The sequence below is a fragment of the Thermogemmatispora carboxidivorans genome (genome assembly GCF_000702505.1).
Lineage (GTDB): Bacteria > Chloroflexota > Ktedonobacteria > Ktedonobacterales > Ktedonobacteraceae > Thermogemmatispora > Thermogemmatispora carboxidivorans.
This window is the reverse complement of record NZ_JNIM01000001.1, coordinates 3,237,000-3,253,637: the sequence shown is the minus strand read 5'-3', so window position 1 is coordinate 3,253,637 and position 16,638 is coordinate 3,237,000. Positions and strand designations below refer to the sequence as shown.

The 16,638-nt window shown below is 62.3% G+C and carries 16 protein-coding genes; 12 read left to right on the top strand and 4 right to left on the bottom strand.

The window, feature by feature from the left end; all coding sequences use genetic code 11:
• Window positions 1–141: 141 nt before the first annotated feature.
• Window positions 142–660: a DoxX family protein gene (locus N688_RS12730; RefSeq protein WP_202901915.1), complete on the top strand. Its 519-nt coding sequence runs from the start codon at window positions 142–144 to the stop codon at window positions 658–660.
• 110 nt (window positions 661–770) lie between these two features.
• Window positions 771–1,526, top strand: a complete 756-nt coding sequence (locus tag N688_RS12725; protein WP_081838807.1) for a DsbA family oxidoreductase — start codon at window positions 771–773, stop codon at window positions 1,524–1,526.
• Between the two features lie 71 nt (window positions 1,527–1,597).
• Here the strand turns inward: N688_RS12725 and N688_RS12720 are convergent, their stop codons facing one another.
• Window positions 1,598–1,789, bottom strand: coding sequence for a hypothetical protein (locus tag N688_RS12720; RefSeq protein WP_052889625.1), 192 nt, complete (start codon window positions 1,787–1,789; stop codon window positions 1,598–1,600).
• On the bottom strand, window positions 1,758–2,615 hold the full coding sequence (locus N688_RS12715; RefSeq protein WP_156025407.1) for a hypothetical protein: 858 nt from the start codon (window positions 2,613–2,615) through the stop codon (window positions 1,758–1,760). The genes N688_RS12720 and N688_RS12715 overlap by 32 nt, the downstream gene beginning before the upstream one ends.
• 218 nt (window positions 2,616–2,833) lie before the next feature.
• On the opposite strand from N688_RS12715, the gene N688_RS12710 reads away from it, so the two are divergent.
• Window positions 2,834–3,352, top strand: coding sequence for a molybdopterin-dependent oxidoreductase (locus N688_RS12710; protein ID WP_052889623.1), 519 nt, complete (start codon window positions 2,834–2,836; stop codon window positions 3,350–3,352).
• A gap of 117 nt (window positions 3,353–3,469) precedes the next feature.
• Here N688_RS12710 and N688_RS12705 read toward each other — a convergent pair whose 3' ends face one another.
• Both N688_RS12705 and N688_RS12700 read right to left on the bottom strand, forming a co-directional pair.
• The gene (locus N688_RS12705) at window positions 3,470–4,774 is read right to left on the bottom strand and encodes a cation:proton antiporter domain-containing protein (RefSeq protein ID WP_162179555.1); all 1,305 of its coding nucleotides are present in this window, start codon (window positions 4,772–4,774) and stop codon (window positions 3,470–3,472) included.
• Between the two features lie 220 nt (window positions 4,775–4,994).
• On the bottom strand, window positions 4,995–5,951 hold the full coding sequence (locus N688_RS12700) for an NAD(P)-dependent oxidoreductase (protein ID WP_052889621.1): 957 nt from the start codon (window positions 5,949–5,951) through the stop codon (window positions 4,995–4,997).
• Between the two features lie 257 nt (window positions 5,952–6,208).
• Here N688_RS12700 and N688_RS12695 point away from each other — a divergent pair, with 257 nt between their 5' ends.
• The 9 genes from N688_RS12695 to N688_RS12655 all read left to right on the top strand — a co-directional run bounded on the left by N688_RS12695 (window position 6,209) and on the right by N688_RS12655 (window position 16,619).
• On the top strand, window positions 6,209–6,907 hold the full coding sequence (locus N688_RS12695; protein WP_052889620.1) for a FadR/GntR family transcriptional regulator: 699 nt from the start codon (window positions 6,209–6,211) through the stop codon (window positions 6,905–6,907).
• Between the two features lie 264 nt (window positions 6,908–7,171).
• On the top strand, window positions 7,172–8,197 hold the full coding sequence (locus tag N688_RS12690; RefSeq protein WP_202901914.1) for a thiamine pyrophosphate-dependent dehydrogenase E1 component subunit alpha: 1,026 nt from the start codon (window positions 7,172–7,174) through the stop codon (window positions 8,195–8,197).
• Entirely contained in the window at window positions 8,184–9,218 is a 1,035-nt protein-coding gene (locus N688_RS12685) for an alpha-ketoacid dehydrogenase subunit beta (protein WP_272945040.1), read from the top strand. Before N688_RS12690 ends, N688_RS12685 begins: the two co-directional genes overlap by 14 nt.
• A 253-nt stretch (window positions 9,219–9,471) precedes the next feature.
• Window positions 9,472–10,824, top strand: coding sequence for a M24 family metallopeptidase (locus N688_RS12680; protein ID WP_052891488.1), 1,353 nt, complete (start codon window positions 9,472–9,474; stop codon window positions 10,822–10,824).
• Window positions 10,825–10,996: 172 nt separating this feature from the next.
• A complete protein-coding gene (locus N688_RS12675) occupies window positions 10,997–12,409 on the top strand; it encodes a 2-oxo acid dehydrogenase subunit E2 (RefSeq protein WP_052889618.1) in 1,413 nt (470 codons plus the stop codon).
• 371 nt (window positions 12,410–12,780) lie between these two features.
• Window positions 12,781–14,016, top strand: coding sequence for an amino acid ABC transporter substrate-binding protein (locus tag N688_RS12670; protein WP_052889617.1), 1,236 nt, complete (start codon window positions 12,781–12,783; stop codon window positions 14,014–14,016).
• Window positions 14,017–14,106: 90 nt separating this feature from the next.
• Window positions 14,107–14,910 (top strand): ABC transporter ATP-binding protein, encoded by an 804-nt coding sequence (locus N688_RS12665; RefSeq protein ID WP_052889616.1) that lies wholly within the window; start codon window positions 14,107–14,109, stop codon window positions 14,908–14,910.
• Window positions 14,907–15,698, top strand: coding sequence for an ABC transporter ATP-binding protein (locus tag N688_RS12660; RefSeq protein WP_052889615.1), 792 nt, complete (start codon window positions 14,907–14,909; stop codon window positions 15,696–15,698). Before N688_RS12665 ends, N688_RS12660 begins: the two co-directional genes overlap by 4 nt.
• 30 nt (window positions 15,699–15,728) lie before the next feature.
• Window positions 15,729–16,619: a branched-chain amino acid ABC transporter permease gene (locus N688_RS12655; protein WP_052889614.1), complete on the top strand. Its 891-nt coding sequence runs from the start codon at window positions 15,729–15,731 to the stop codon at window positions 16,617–16,619.
• The last annotated feature ends 19 nt before the right edge of the window (window positions 16,620–16,638 follow it).

Below are 16,638 nucleotides of genomic sequence, written 5' to 3'. Positions count from 1 at the left end.
GCAACATCCTTGACAATAGTAACTTTCTATGATACTGTTACTTTCATAAAGAAAGGAAAGAAAAATCGCTGCCTGCGGAGGGAGGTGAGACCTCTTCCTGGGCAGCCGCGACACACCTTGATGGAAAGGAGAGGTCTTCTTGTGTCGACAACTCTGAGCCTTGGGCTGCTCATCCTGCGTCTGGGGGCTGGTTTAACGCTGACCGGGCATGGACTGCAGAAGCTTTTTGGCTGGTTTGGCGGATCGGGACTGGCGCGCACGCGCGAGAACTTCGCGCGTCAGGGCCTGCAGCCGGCCTGGCTCTGGGTGACGCTCGCTGTTCTAGGAGAAGTGGGTGGCGGTCTGGCGGTGGCGCTGGGCTTCCTCACCGTCGTTGGCGCGGCTGGCATGCTTGGTGCAATGGCAATGGCGACCTTCAAAAGCCACTGGCGTAACGGCTTCTGGATGCAGCGCGGTGGCTATGAATATAGTCTACTGCTGATGCTGGTGAGCATCGTGATCGGTCTCACAGGGCCGGGCGACTATGCGCTCGATGCCCTGCTGGGCATTGGCCAGCGGGAGACAGCTCTCTTTATCGGGCTGGCGCTGGCTGCACTCATCGTGGTTGCAATTGGTATTGTCATTAGTCGCAGGCCGCAGACAGCCTCGCAGGATGCCTGAGCCTGTCGGCCTGAAGTCGGCTGGCTCTCGGCGCCCGTGCTGAGCTGTGCTCAAGTCAAGCGGCGCTGAGAGGGCAGCCGGCCCTCTCTGATCTGGACGAGGAGAGACTCATGGAGATTGAGATCTGGTCGGACCTTGTTTGTCCCTGGTGCTATATCGGCAAGAGCCGTCTGGAGAAGGCACTGGCGGACTTTCCCCAGCGCGAGCGCGTCAGGCTGGTCTGGCGTAGCTTTCAGCTTGATCCGCAGGCGCCGCATGAGGCACGTGAGAGCGTCAGTGCGATGCTGGCGCGTAAGTATGGTGTCTCCCTGGCTGAGGCCGAGGCCATGAATGCCCGCGTCAGTGCCCTGGCTGCCCAGGAGGGCCTGACCTTCCGTCTGGAGCAGGCGCGCTATGGCAATACCTTTGATGCTCACCGCTTACTCCATCTGGCCGCCGCGCATGGGCGAACTCAGGAGCTGGCCGGGCGCCTCTTTCGCGCCTACTTCAGCGAGGGGGCGGCCTTAAGTGAGCCGGAGACGCTCCGGCGCCTGGCTGGCGAGGTGGGCCTGCCAGAGGATGAAATAGCGCTGGTGCTGCAGGGAGCCGCCTATGCTGAAGCGGTGCGTGATGATGAGCGGCGCGCTCATGCGCTGGGCGTGCAAGGTGTGCCCTTCTTCCTCTTCGCGGGACGCTATGCGGTCTCGGGAGCGCAGCCAGTCTCGCTACTGCGTCAGGTACTGGAACGGGCCTGGCGCGAGACCGCTCGCGAGGCAACGCCACAGGTGATGGCCGCTGCCGGCTCAGGGAGCGAGCAGGATCAGAACCAGGACGAGGTTTGCACCGATGGAAGCTGTGCCTTGCCGGGTAGCGAGCACGCTGGCTGAGGCACTGGGGGGACTGGGCCAGTCCTTCCACAGTCGCCAGCGTGGCCCAGCTCCTGCCCGGCGCGCGGCGCCTAGCGCAGAATCAGGTAGCAGGCAAGCGCAATCAGGATGAGCAAAATCAGGAGCACCAGGATCAGCAGCGCTATCAAGAGGCGCTGCTGTCTGCTTCCCTCGAAACCGGGCAGAGCACCAGAAAGGCGCCCAAGCTGACGGCTGATCCTGCCAGCGATCTCAGTCCCCCATGTCGTTGTTGTGCTGGCCACGAAAAGATTCCTCCGGTGGCCACTCGATGATCTCCTTCCCCTTGTGAAAGACCTCCTCGTACCAGCTTGCGTCTGCATCCAATTGCTTGAGCTGCTCTTCGCTGATCTCAGAAGTATCGCGCAGGCCTCGCACTTCGAGCGCGGCCAGAACGGCCAGGGCGTGCCTCATAGAAGCTGAGAGAGGCCCATAGCGCTGGCGATCCGCTCGGGCCTTGGCGGCCAGTTGTTGATCGGCCTCAGTGGCCAGTATGCGGTAGTTGAGGGCCTTCTCTGTGAGTGCCTGCTCCAGCTCTTTAGATGAGTAGGCCAGGCCAGACTCAACGATCTCGTCGACAGCTTTTCTAGTAGGGATGGGCAGGTTGAGCGTGTTGAGTTGGTTTTTAATAAATCGACGCAGTATCCTGTTGAGCCTTTCTTGATGAATGGTGATGAGATCACCTGACCCGGCCATCTCTTGAATCTCGTCAGTAAGAGTGGAGAGCTTGATGTTGAGCTGGCTTCTCAGCGCTGAGGGGATTTCATGGCTCTCGCTGGTTGAAAGTGGGTGCTGCCCAAAGGCCGAGAAGAGCGTCACATTATCAGGCTCGGGATAAAGATCGTTGCCGACCATGATGACGATGATCCTTTCTGTAAGTTGCCAGACACGCACGTTCGCCAGTTGCTGTGACTTGACTGCTGGTAGGGCCTGTCTCTCCTCCCTGGCTGGCGTCGGCGGCGGAGGCCGCCAATAGCGACGCTGCCAGCGGCGTAACCAGGCTTGGGGACCGTGCCGCCCGTAATGGTGCACCATTATTTTGCACTGAAAAATCGACTCGTCCCGACGCACTTGAAATTGATACTTCTCTATCTAAGAGTGTACAACTGGTCGCATACATTGTCAAGAGATTTCAAATAGTATCATTATGTTGCTTCATTGAAAAATAACGCCTGGTTGCTAGCTCTCCCAGCCTCCTTCCGATCGGAAGCGAGGATAGCCTTGCCTGCTATCGCGCCGCGTGCTATAACTCGTAAGGGTGCAGCTCTCCACTGTTCAGGAGCACAACGATGCAGCAAAAAAAAGAAGAACCGTGGCAACTCCCCGTCCTGCCGTCTTATCCGCTGGGGGACGTGGCTGAGGGGATCAAGAGGCGATTGCGCATCTGTGGCTGCGTTGCTCATACCCTGGAACTAGAAGCAGCGGATCTGGCCCACCTCCCTCGCCAGACCTGGCAAGCCCCTTTCTCGTGTGAAGAGGGCTGGACCGTGCCAGCCCTGACCTGGGAGGGCTGGCATCTGCGCAGCCTGCTCGATCTGGCCCAGCCCTTGCCCGCGGCGCGCGCCGTGGCCGTCTGTGCCGGTAGCTACTCAGTCTGGCTGACTCTCGAAGAGGCCGGGCAGGCCCTGCTCTGTGATCGTCTGAATGGTGCCCCCTTAGCGCGCGAGCATGGGGCCCCGTGGCGGCTGCTTGTCCCTGGCGGCAAGTGTTACACCAGTGTGAAGTGGGTCGATACCTTGCTGGTGGGCGAGACAGCTGGCATCTCCTCCGGCGAGGAGATCGCCCGTCAGCGTTTGGAGACTCGCTAGAGAGCGAAAGCCAGCCGCTTCCCTGGCTTAAGAAGAGCCAGGCGATGCCACTGAGCAAGTGATCCGTGAGCAGCCAGCGCGCGCGGACCGCGACACGGCTGGCCGGGCCCCAGCTAGTCAGCAGCCAGGCCCATCCCCTTCGAGCGGCGACGCGGTTCGAGACTGGCTGGCCCAGGCAGCGGGGGCGGTCTGCTCCTTGACCAGGGCTGTCTGAAGCTGTCGACTCTGTCCGGTGAGTGGCAGCAGCCAGCAGGCCATCAACGTGGTTGCCAGCGCCATCAGCACGCCCATAGTGAAAAGCTGAGGTGAGAGCAGGCCGGCCTCGAGGCCAACGTTGAGAATGATCAGCTCAACCAGGCCACGGGCATTCAGGAGCACGCCCAGAGCCAGTGCCGCGCGCCACGATGGAGTCAATCCCACCCAGAGCGCGCTGAGCGTTCCCCCCACGAGCTTGCCAGCGCAGGCTACTGCCAGCAACAGTGCGGCCAGCAGCCAGAGCCGGCCCTCACTGAGCAGGTCCAGCTGCGTATGCAGGCCGCTGTAGACAAAATAGAGGGGCAGCAAGAGCAGGCTGTTGATCTCCTGCAGCGCTGGCGGCATCCTCAGAAAAGCCGGCCTGCGCGGCAGGCAGAGGCCCAGCACAAAGGCCCCAAACAGGGGGTGAATTCCGATGGCACCTGTAAAGGAGGCGCAGAGCAAGAGCAGCACCAGGCTGAGCGCTGTCAGCAAGGCGGGCCTCACTCTACGCTCTTCAAGCCAGGCCAGGGCCGGACGGAGCAGAAAAAAGGCGACCAGGGTCAAGAGTACCGTCAACCCCACGGTCAGCGCTACCGTCCAAGGCGAGCCGTCGGCGTGTCTCAAGGTCAGGGTCAGTGCTAGCAGGCACCAGGCCAGGACATCGTCGATGGCCGCGCAGAGCAAGGCAGCCATACCCAGAGAAGTACGCTGGAGGCCGCGCTCGCTCAGCAGGCGGGCCAGCACTGGGAATGCCGTAACGGCCAGTGCTGTGCCGAGCAGCAATCCAAAGGTCGGCAGCGTGGCTTGTGATCCCGCCAGGTCGGGCCACAGCAGCAGCGCCAGGACCACCCCGCCACCAAAGGGCAGTAGCGTGCTGACCAGCGATACCACCAGCGCCCTTCCACTCTGGCGCCAGGCCAGTTCGACGTCAAGCTGAGTTCCCAGGGCAAACAAATAGAGCAGCAGACCCAAATCTCCAAGCGTCTGCAAGACCGGCAAGCTACTGCTTGGAAAGAGCCAATGCTCCAGGGCCGGAGCCAGTCGTCCGAGCAGGCTTGGCCCAAGCAATAGCCCGGCGACAAGCTCCCCAAGAACCCGTGGTAGTCCCAGCCGCTGCCCAGCCAGGCCACAGAGCTGGACAGCGGCCACAATGACCGCCAGCTGCAGCAGCAGTGTCTGCGTCACCTGCATTCCTCCTTGCTTCCTTGCTTCTGGGCTGGGTGGCCCGATAGCTCAGACTCCTGCGAGGGAAGGCTGCCGGCGAGTATACAGACAGCCGGCCTCAGCCTCAACCCAGCCCTCGGCGCTCCTCTTCTTAGCCTCGCCCGGGTGGGCGTATGAACGAGCTAAGTTTACTCTACGCTGCGGCTCCACCCAAGCGCGGCCTCGCCCGGCCAGCTTCGCTTTATTCTGATCTCCCCGCCTCGGTGTTGTCCTGCTCGCCCGACGACGACTGTGGCAGGTCTCCACTGGGACTGGAAGAGCCAGAGACACCGGCCATCTGGGCCAGCACGTCGAAGAGCACCGCAAAATCCTCCTGGCCCAGTCCCAAGGCTCGTGCCGCTGTGAGCAGCTCATTGGTCAGAGCGACCGATGGCAGCGGCACATCGACCGCGCGACCCAACTCCTGGGCGAGCAGCAGGTCCTTCTGCATCATGTTGACAGAGAAGAGTGCCTCCGCCGGGCGCTCAAGCACAAATGGGCCGCGATACTGCATAGCGGGCGAAGCCACAACACTCTCCATCCAGACGCGGAAAGCCGTCTCGCGCGGGATGCCACCCTTCTCGGCCAGCAGCAGCCCCTCGCTGAAGGCCAGGAATTGTACCGGCAGACTGAGATTGATGGCGATTTTCATCAGCACGGCCTGCCCGTTGGAACCGACATAGTTGACCTTCGGGCCAATGTCGAGCAGCACAGACCGCACCTGCTCGAAAACCGCTCTCTCGCCGCCGACCATAATCGCGAGCCGGCCCTGCTCGACCGTCACTGTGCTCCCCGAGACGGGGGCATCGAGCATGTGGGCGCCACGCTCAGCGACGCGGGCCGCCAGGGCGCGACTGACCGCAGGGCTGACCGTGCTCATATCAATGTAGATTTTGCCTGGACCCAGGCCGTCCAACAGGCCCTGTGGCCCCTCGGTAATGGCCTGCAGAGCTGCTGTATCAGCCACCATGCTGAAAATAATGTCGGCGGCCTGGGCCACCGCTGCCGGACTCTCTCCCCAGCGCATGCCGGCCTCCAGCAGCCAGCGCGCCTTCTCGCGGGTACGATTGTAGCCGGTGAGCGTGTGCCCGCCTTGCAGCAAACGGTAGGCAATGCGCCCACCCATTGCTCCAAGACCAACGAAACCCAGAGTTGCCATCGCTGTTTACATACCCTCCTCTGCAGTAGAGTTCAGCGAGCACGCCGTGCCCTGTTTCTAGTTTGTTCTACTCCAATCTCTCTCGCCAGCGCTACTGGAGGCGAGAGGCTTCACCTGTAGAGGCTGAGCGCGCAGCAAACAGGCGAGCCAGAGTCTTGCCAAAGGCTGGCGGTCTGATTATACTATAATCAATGGTATGATAAACATACCATCTGGTCTCTGACCGGAGAAAGATCCTGGCTGCAGCGGAGAAAGGATTGTACTCACCTATTCAATCCAGCAAGCTGTTCGAACAGATTGCGGAACAGATCGAAGAGCGTATTCTGCGAGGCGAACTGCGCAGCGGCGATCGTCTGCCGAGCGAGCGTGAATTAAGCGAACAATTTGGGGCGAGCCGGACGGCGGTCCGGGAGGCCATGAAGACGCTGGCTCAGCGAGGGCTGGTCGACATGCGACCGGGACGTGGCACTATTGTCATCAATGCCACCTCGCGCGCCATGCAGCAGACCTTAGAGCTGATGGTGCGTGTTGGGCGCGAGGATGGCTACGCCAATCTGGTCGAGCTACGGGAGCTGCTTGAGCCGGGCATTGCGGCCCTGGCTGCGGTGCGAGCCAGCGAAGAGCATCTTGCGCGCCTGCGCGCGGTTGTGGAGCAGATGGACGCCAGTCTCCACGATGTCGAGGCTTACATTGCCGCCGACAACGACTTCCATCGTACGCTCGCCACGGCCTCGGGTAATCGCCTGATCCTCACCTTTGTCGACTCGATCGTCGATCTGCTCAGCGAGCAGCGTAAACATATCTCGCGCATCAGCGGAGCAATGGAGCGAGCCCAATACCATCACAAGCGCATTCTGGAAGCGCTGAGCCGCCGCGATGCCGAAGCCGCCCGTCTGGCCATGCAGGAGCACCTGCACCAGGTCCGTCAGGACCTGGAGACAGCCAACCGCGGCTAGGAGCAGCATCCGCGCCTGCCTGTTCTCAGGCAGGCCCGGCGGTGAGCGAGTCACTTGGCGGTCCGACAGCCCTCAGGCGCTCTAGCAGGCTGCCGAAGGGAGTGGCAGGCGGTGAGCCATTGCTCCTCAGCAAGCTGGCGTTGATGAGATATACTCATCCTATTGTCCTCTCATCAGGCTACAATGGCTGGCCGGACTGCCTGCAGACCAGCCGGGGCACTGAGTGAGAGCACCGCATCAGTCAGGAGCGGGAGAAACACAACGATGGTCTCAGAGCACATCACCTCGTCCGGGGAGCGTCCGCTGACTGCCGACGAAGCCATGCGGACGCGCGAACGACAATTTTGGCTGGGCCTCTACGAGCAGATGCTCACCATACGCCTCTTCGAGGAGCAAGTCAACGAGCTGTATATGAGCGCCAAAATGCCGGGCCTGGCCCATCTATACAGCGGCGAAGAGGCGGTAGCTGTCGGGGTCTGTGCTGCCTTGCGCCGCGACGACTACATCACCAGCACCCACCGTGGTCATGGGCATTGTCTTGCCAAAGGCGCCGCAGTTGACCGCATGTTTGCCGAGCTGCTCGGTAAGCAGCCCGGCTATTGTCGAGGCAAGGGAGGCTCGATGCATATCGCCGATCAGGAAAGCGGCAACCTGGGAGCCAATGCCATCGTTGGCGGCAGCGCTGGCATTGCCACTGGGGCTGCCCTCTCCTGCAAGCGGAGGGGCAGCGGTCAGGTTGTAGTCTGCTTCTTCGGCGATGGCGCCTTGGGGCAGGGGCTGCTCTACGAGGCCATGAACATGGCGGCGCTCTGGCAGCTACCAGTCATCTACGTCTGTGAAAACAACCTCTACAACGAGTACACGCCCAATCGCGAGACGACTGCTGGTGATATGCTGGCCCGGCCCCGAGCTTTCGGCATCCAGACCGAGGAAGTTGACGGGCAGGATGTACGCGCCGTCTACGCGGCTGCCGTGCGCCTGGTCGAGCGCGCGCGGCGCGGAGAAGGTCCGGCTTATCTCCATTGCAATACCTACCGTTTCTACGGTCATCATGTTGGCGACATCCAGCGTGGCTACTACCGTTCTCGCGAAGAGGAAGAGTGGTGGCAGGCGCAGCGTGATCCGCTGAAGCTCCTCAGCTCCTGGCTGCGTGAGCAAGGGCTGGTCGAGGAGCGCCACTTTACCGAGATCGAGCGGCGTGCGCGCGCCCTGATCGAGGCCGGAGTGCGCTTTGCTCTGGAGGCTCCCTATCCCGATCCGCAAGAGGTGACCCAGCATGTCTATGCCTAGTGTCTCCAGTGCTGCCAGTGCACCGCAGGCTCCCGAAGGCGGGCGCGAAATTACCCTGGGCCAAGCGATTCGCGAGGCGCTGGCCGAGGAGATGCGCCGTGACCCGCGTGTACTCCTCTTGGGCGAAGATGTCGCCGAAGCTGGTACCCCCTTCAAGGTGCTCAGCGGCCTGGTCGAGGAGTTTGGACCCGAGCGCGTCATCGACACGCCCATCTCGGAGGCTGGCTTTACAGGGATCGGCGTGGGTCTGGCCATGACCGGCATGCGGCCCGTCGTCGACATCATGTTCGGCGACTTCCTGACGCTGGCAATGGACCAGATCGTCAACCAGGCGGCCAAGGTGCATTATATGTCCGGTGGCAAGCTCAAGGTGCCCCTGGTGGTACGCACGACCCTCGGGGCCACGCGCCGCTCGGCGGCCCAGCATAGCCAGAGTCTCCACGCCTGGTTTAGCCACGTCCCCGGGCTGAAGGTGGTGCTTCCCTCGACCCCCTATGACGCCAAGGGCCTCCTAAAGACGGCCATTCGCGACGATAACCCGGTCCTCTTCTTCGAAGACAAGATGATGTATCAGCTCAAGGGACTGGTGCCTGAAGGAGAGTATACCATTCCCTTTGGCGTGGCCGATATCAAGCGCAGGGGCAGCGATCTGACCATTGTGGCCACGAGCAGCATGGTCCAGGTGGCCCTGGCTGCTGCCGCAGACCTGGAGCAGCTCGGGATCAGCGCCGAGGTTATCGATCCGCGCACGACGTCACCGCTCGACAAGCAGACGCTGATCGAGTCCGCCAGAAAGACAAGCCGCGTGATTGTGGTCGACGAGGGCTATCAGAGCTACGGCGTAACTGCCGAGATCGCTGCCGTCATTAACGAAGGGGCTTTTTACTATCTCGATGCGCCGGTCAAGCGGCTTGGGGCCCTCGATGTGCCGGTCCCGTTCTCGCCCGTGCTTGAGGATCTGACCGTGCCAACGCCAGCCGCCGTTGTGGAGATGGCCAAGATCCTCTGTGGGCGAGCTTGAGGCTCTGCGGCCCTCATCTCCTTCGCTGAGAATGAGAGGAGGCTAGCGCTCGCTTGCTCGCTCATAGCGAAGCCCGCACGCCGTCACTGGCAGGGAAGCGCTCAACCAGGGATCTTGTCTATCGTCTCATCATCACTGTTGTCGTCACATCGTGTCAATGCGATCGATGGTGATCGGTAAGCGCCTGGCGCCAGGAGGGGCGGGTAGCATGCCCCTGCTGCAGCGCTGCGACTCTGAGGGAGGAGAGACCACTATGGCGATTAAGACCTATGGACCGATGGCTGTTGACTGGGAGGTGCGTGTCGACTACGAGCGGCTGCGCCGCGAGCGGCTGGCGCGAGTGCAGAAGGTGCTCAAGGAGTCTGAGCTAGGGGCCTTGCTCTGCTTCGATATGAGCAACATTCGCTATATTACGTCGACCCATATTGGCACCTGGGCGATGGACAAACTCTTCCGCTTTACCTTGCTGCCACGGGACGACGAGCCGATCTTGTGGACCTTTGGCTCGGCGGCCCGCCATGATCAGCTCTCTGCGCCCTGGATGGGTGAGCGCGCGCGGGCAGGCATTTCGACGATGCGCGGGGCGATGGCTCCCGGCTCTGGCCGTGCTGAGGATGTCGCCCGCAAGATCCGCATCGAGCTGGAGCAGCGTGGTTTGCTCCATGAGCCATTGGGGGTCGATGTCATTGAGCCCCAGGTCCTCTTTGCTCTGCAGAAAGAGGGCATCACCATTGCCGACGGGCAGAACCTGATGCAGACGGCGCGTATGATCAAGACCCAGGACGAGATTACGCTCTTGAGCACCGCCTGCATGATGGTCGATGCGGCCTACGAAGAGCTGTATCGCTGGATGCGCCCGGGGGTGCGCGAGAATGAGTGCGTAGCCCTGGTCAGCAAGGTGCTCTACGATCTCGGCTCAGAGCACGTCGAGGGCGTCAACGCCATTTCGGGCGAGCGTTGTAGTCCTCACCCCCATGTCTTCAGCGACCGCGTGCTGCGTCCGGGAGATCCCGCCTATTTTGATATCCTCCACAGCTTCAATGGCTATCGTACCTGCTACTACCGCACCTTTGCTGTGGGTAGCGCCTCGCCGGCGATGGTCGACGCCTACAAGCGTTGCCGCGAGATCCTCGACGTGGCCATCAACGCCATTAGGCCGGGCGTGACGACCGCCGACGTAGTCAAGCTCTGGCCGCGTGCCGAAGAATTCGGTTTCCCCAATGAGGAGGCAGCTTTCGCCCTGCAGTTCGGCCACGGCGTGGGCCTGACGATCTGGGAGAAGCCAGTTTTCAGCCGTCTGGTCTCCTTTGATCACCCCGAGGTCATCGAGGAGGGGATGGTCTTCGCGCTCGAGACCTTCTGGCCCGCCAGCGATGGCTGGACGGCGGCCCGCATTGAGGAGCAACTGGTCGTGACCAAAGAGGGCTGCGAGGTCATCACGCGCTTCCCCGCCGAGGAGCTGCTCGTGGCCGGGACGCGCTACTACACCGTCAACGGGCCACTCTCTCCCATTCGCGAGGTGCAGTCGCATCTGAACACGGCTGCTGGCCAGGGCGGACCACGGATGCCAGCGCCAGCAGCGACCTCAGCAGGTCATACACTCTAGCTCTTGCCCGCTGGTCCGTTCCGGCCTGGCCTGCTCGCCTCTCTTACCGATCCTGGCTGGCTCTGCCAGGCGCTCGGGGATGGGGCGAGACAGGCCAGGCCCTGGCCAGAGCGCGGCGTCCGGGCTTAAGCCACCCACTATCAGAACAAAAGAAGAGCAGAGGAGTGCACTGATGGCGACCAGGGTCATCATGCCCGCGTTAGGAATGGCCCAGGAGACGGGGAAGATCCTGCGCTGGCTCAAGCGCGAGGGCGAGCCAGTGAACCAGGGTGAACCGCTGGCTGAGATCGAGACAGACAAAGCGACTGTCGAACTGGAGGCGCCAGCCTCGGGCCTGCTCAGTGCGGTCACTGCCAGCGAGGGGGAGGACATTCCCGTTGGGCAGCAGATTGCCCTGATCCTGGCCCCCGGAGAGCAGCCGGCCTCTCTCTCGGCGGCAGCCATCACAGGGCGGCCAGACAAGACGGTGGAACCTCCTTCCCCTATGCCCACGGACGAGCAGATGCGCAGCCCGGGGAGGCTGATTTCTCCTCTGGCTGCGCGCATCGCCGCCGACTATCAGATTGATCTGCGTCAGCTCCAGCCCCAGGGGCGGCGCATTCAAAAAGCGGATGTCCTGGCCTACCTGGCCAGTCGCCAGGAGCAGGCGTCAGAGCCGGACCAGAGACCAGTGGCCATCAGGTCCGCTGCTGGCCTGGTAGGGGAGACGCGCCTGCTGGCGGCCTCACCCAAGGCCAGACGTCTGGCGGCTGAGCTGGGGCAGGATCTGGCGGCCCTTGCCCGCGCTGGCCTCGGCAGTGGTCCCGAGGGGGCGATCCTGGCCGCCGACGTCCTGGCAGCGGCCTCCACCCGGGCGGAGGCCGCTGCGCCATCCGCAGCTCCTCAGCCAGCGGCCATCGCTGGCGAAGCTGCTGGGACTCCAACGCTGAGCCAGATCTGGCGCCTCATGGCTGAGCGCACCACCCAGAGCTGGCAGCAGGTGCCACATTTCTTCCTGCTGCGTGAGGTCCGGGCGGAGCGACTACTCGCCTGGCATCAAGCCATGCGGCGACGCTGTTCGTCCGAGGTCACCTATACAGACCTGCTCGTGCGCGTGGTGGCCGCAGCTCTGCGCGCTCACCCTCAGATCAATGCCTCCTGGCAAGATGGGCGCCTGGTCCATCATGAGGCGATCAACATCGGCCTGGCCGTTGCCACTGCCGAGGGACTGGTCGTGCCTGTCGTCCATCAAGCCGATCGTCTGAGTTTGCGCGCCCTGGTCGAAGTACGCAAAGAGCTGGTTGAACGGGCGCGCAGCCGGCGTCTGCGTCCCCAGGATCTGCAGGGGGGCACCTTCACCATCAGCAACCTGGGCATGTACGGCGTCGATGCCTTCAACGGCATCATCAATGCGCCCCAGGCTGCCATTCTGGCTGTCGGGCGCATCAGCGAGCGTGTCATTGCCGTCTCTGGGCAGCCGGTCGTTGCGCCTACCATGTTGCTGAGCCTTTCCTGCGACCATCGTGTCATCGATGGGGCCAGCGGAGCGCAGTTTCTGGCCGCCCTGGCCGAGCTGCTAGAAGAGCCGCTGGGGTTGCTCGCCTGAAGCTGGGGGCCGTCTATCAGGGTCGCTCGCCCAGGGCGATCACACACCCATACCTGCATACGCGCGCACACGCACATTCACACCAATGGCTAAGGGATAGGGGAGAGGAAGAACGGACGAACGTCTAAAAAGTGCCTTTGTTTGCCCTCATGGGCCTTCACTGAAGCAGGGCACTGCAGAGCAGCGACACGAACAGCGTCGTTCTGCGGCAGGTCCACAGGCGGGCTGTCGTTCCCTGTGGATTGCGGGGCGTCCACACGGACAGAGAGCAGGAAGCAGGAGCGCCCACCTGCACGGGAGGACGGTGACTTCCCGCCGGAGACAGGCTTGCCCGCCTGTTCTGTCGCGCGGCGTTGCGTAAGGAGGACGACATGAAGTCTTTTCGTCTCTTCATCACGACGACCATGCTGCTGATCCTGATGTTGACCGGTTGCAGCGCCGCCCAGAACACAGGCAGCAGCTCCAGCTCTGCGAACGGGCTGCCACCGGCAGGTCAGCCGATTGTCATCGGCGGCACCCTTGGCCTGACCGGGGCCTATGCTGGCCCCTCGGCAGACTACAAGGCCACTTATGATTACTGGCTCCAGCAAGTAAACAGCCACGGTGGCCTACTTGGCCATCCCGTCAAAATGATTATTTACGACGACGAGAGCAACCCGGCCACGGCCCAGAGCCTCTACCAGCGGCTCATCCATCAAGACAAAGTCAATCTCCTGCTCTCGCCCTATACGACAGCCATTGGCGGGGCCGTGCTGCCGATTGCTGCCGCCAACCACATGATCCTCTGGAACGGCGGCTTCGTGAGCATCAAGCTCTTCAAGAGCACGCAATCGATGATCGGCTCCTACACCTACCAGGAGCCTGACTACAGTCGCGGCGTCTTCGAGATGATTGACTCCCTGCCCGCCAGCGAGCGGCCCACGCGCGTCGGTATTGTTACCGAGCAGAATCCCTTTACGCTGGCCGTGCGCGACGGCTACCAGGGTCAGGGCGGCGTCATCAACTTTGCCAGGCAGCGCGGGATGCAGATCGTTCTCAATGAAGAATATCCACCCACGGCCACCGACGTCAGTGGCCTCATTCAGCGAGCCAAGGCGGCCAAAGTCGATCTCTTCTTTGCGCTCTCGCTGCCCAACCCGGCGGCCCTCATCGCGCGTACCGCCTACTCGCTCGGCTTCAAGCCCAAGATCTACTGCGCCTGTGGCTCGCTCGTGACCTCGCTGCCCTACTGGGCCCAGTTGGGGCCTGCTGGCGAGGGTATTTTCTCGACAGCGATGGCTGTACCCAGTGACAACTACGATGGCCTCAAGGATCTCTTCACCATGCTGCAGCAGGTACGGCATGAGACCGTCTTCAGCCAGTACGCCGCCGTGGCCATGACCATTCTGCAGGTCATGCAGCAGGCGGTCGAGGGTGCGCGCACCCTCGATCAGCAGCAACTGCGGGCCTATGTCCTGAATCATCGCTTCAACACTGTCAATGGTCCGCTGACCTTTGATCAATACGGTATGCCCCACTACAATGCCGTGCTCGTGCAGTATCTCAACGGCAAGAACGAGGTAGTCTGGCCTCCCAGCCGGGCTACCGCCAAGCCACAACTGCAGTAGCGACGCGCACGGTAGGAGGGCCAGCCTCCCGGCACTGGCGCCGCGAGGGTGACCCTCCCTCTGGCACGTCTTCGACATGGGAGAGTAACGATGGAACCTGTCTTGCAGGTCGACTCCCTCTCGAAACGCTTCGGGAGCATTGTGGCGCTAGAGCGCGTCTCGTTTACGCTGGAAGCTGGCTCTATCATGGGCCTCATTGGACCCAACGGCTCCGGCAAGACCACCCTGCTCAATACCTTGAATGGCCTCTATCGGCCCGAGAGTGGAGAGATCCGCTATCTGGGCCGCCCTACACGTAACCTGCGTCCCCATCAGCTGGCCTTGTTGGGCATCAGCCGTACCTTTCAGAATGCGCGCGTTTTCCACACGCTCACCGTCGCTCAGAATATGCTGGTGCCGCTGGTGCATGCCCATCTACCTGGCTCCGTAGCCCAAGAGCGGGCCCGCCAGCTACTGACCTTTGTCGGTCTGGAGCGCTATCAAGCCCTGCCGGCCAGCGAGCTATCTGGCGGTCAGCAGAAGCTGTTAGAGTTTGCTCGGGCCTTAATGACCGAGCCGCGGCTCGTGTTGATGGACGAGCCGTTTGGCGGCGTCCATCCCGAGATCAAGGCCCTGTTGCTGGAGCGCATCCGTGAGGCGCAGCAAGAGCGCCGGGTCTCCTTTATTATCGTCAGCCACGAGATTCCCGACCTGATGAGTCTGGCGCGGACCATCATCTGCATGAGCTACGGCCAGATCATCGCCCGCGGGACCCCGCAGGAGGTCAGCGAGCACCCCGATGTGATCGCCGCCTATCTGGGCCATGCCGGAGGACAAGGCCAGGCCCAGACCTCGCCTTCGTCGTCATGTTCTTCTTCTTCTTCTTTCGAACAGGCAGGAGGGCATCCGTCATGATGAGGCACGCCGCTGACGTGCCGGCAGGCTCTGGCAGGCCGTCGCCCAATGGGCTGGTGGCCGATACGAGCGCCGGCTTGAGTATGCGCGGGGTCACTGCCGGCTACTATAGTCACGACCTGGTGCTGAACAACGTTAGCCTCCTGGCTCGTCCCGGGAAAGTGACCGTGCTGCTGGGACCGAATGGCTCGGGCAAATCGACGGCCTTGCGCATCCTCTATGGCCTGCTCAGGCCGCGCAGCGGGCAGGTCCTGCTTGACGGACGCGAGATCACTGCTGTGCCGCCTCATCGACGTCTGGCGCTAGGCATGGCTCTGCTCCCACAGGGCCGCTCGGTCTTTCCCGAGTTGACAGTCCAGGAGAACCTGGAAATCGGCGGCTGGCTCCTGATGCGCGACCGCCGCCGCCTGAGTGCGGCCCTGGAGGCGATCTATGCGCGCTATCCCTTGCTCAAAGAGTGGCGCCAGAAACAGGCCGGCAGCCTGAGCGGCGGTCAGCAGCGCCTGGTTGAGATTGGGCGCATGATGATGGCCAGCCCGCGTGTCATCCTGATCGACGAGCCTTCGGTGGGTCTGGCGCCGGTCATTGTCGATCAGGTCTATGAGGAAATTGCACGTCTCAAGGAAGAGCAGCGGACCATTCTCCTGGTCGATCAGAATGTGCGCGCCGCCGTGGCCCTGGCCGATTATGTCTACACGCTGGAGTATGGCCGCAACAACCTGGAGGGCGAGCGCGGCGCTTTCGAGGACCGCCTGGAAGCACTGATCAAGAGCTGGCTGCGCTTTTAGTTTGGGCAGAAGAGAAAAAGGAGAGGCGCGATGCTGACAACGATCAGCCTGTCGCTGCTGGTGCAGGCGCTGATCAATGGCCTGCTACTCGGCCTGGTCTATACCCTGATCTCGCTCGGCCTGAGCCTGACGCTGGGTATCATGGGGGTGGTCAACGTCGCTCATAGCACCCTCATCATGCTTGGCTCCTATCTTGCCTTAGAGCTGCTGCAGCGCCTGGGCCTTGATCCTATCATCAGTGCCGTGGTCGCCGTGCCAGTCTTTTTCCTGATCGGGGTCCTCCTGGAGCGCTTGCTGATCAGCCGCGTGGCCCGCACCTCGCAGACCACCGGCTTGCTGGTGCTCTTCGGGGTTCTGGTGGTGATTGAAGGGGCGGCGATCCTGCGCTGGACGACCGATACGCAAGTGCTCACGGTGAGCTATACCAATGCCTCGCTGACCCTCGATGGCATCGCCATCGCCGTACCACGCCTGATCGCCGCCGTCATCGCCCTGGCTCTCGTGGTCCTCCTCGATACCTTTCTGCGCTCAACGCTCTACGGCAAGGCCATCCGCGCGATGGCCCAAAATCGCGACGCGGCTCGCATCTCGGGCATTGATACCGATCGTCTCTCGCTGCTGGTCTTTGGTCTGGCAACGGCAACCGCCGGCATTGGAGGGGTGGTATTAGCCATGATCTTCCCTTTTGATCCCCAGGACCACTATCGTTGGCTGGCCTGGGCCTTCCTCGTGGTGGTCATCGGCGGCCTGGGCAGCATTCGCAATACGCTGCTGGCCGGCCTGCTCATTGGCCTGATCGAGACCGTGAGCAGTATCCTCTTCCCTTTCCAGTATGTCTACTTCATCGTCTATCTGCTGCTGGTGGTCGCGCTGCTGGTGCGCGGTCAGGGCCTGGCCGGAAGCCAGAGCCGCGCGCTCTGACGAGTGCTGAGACGGAGTG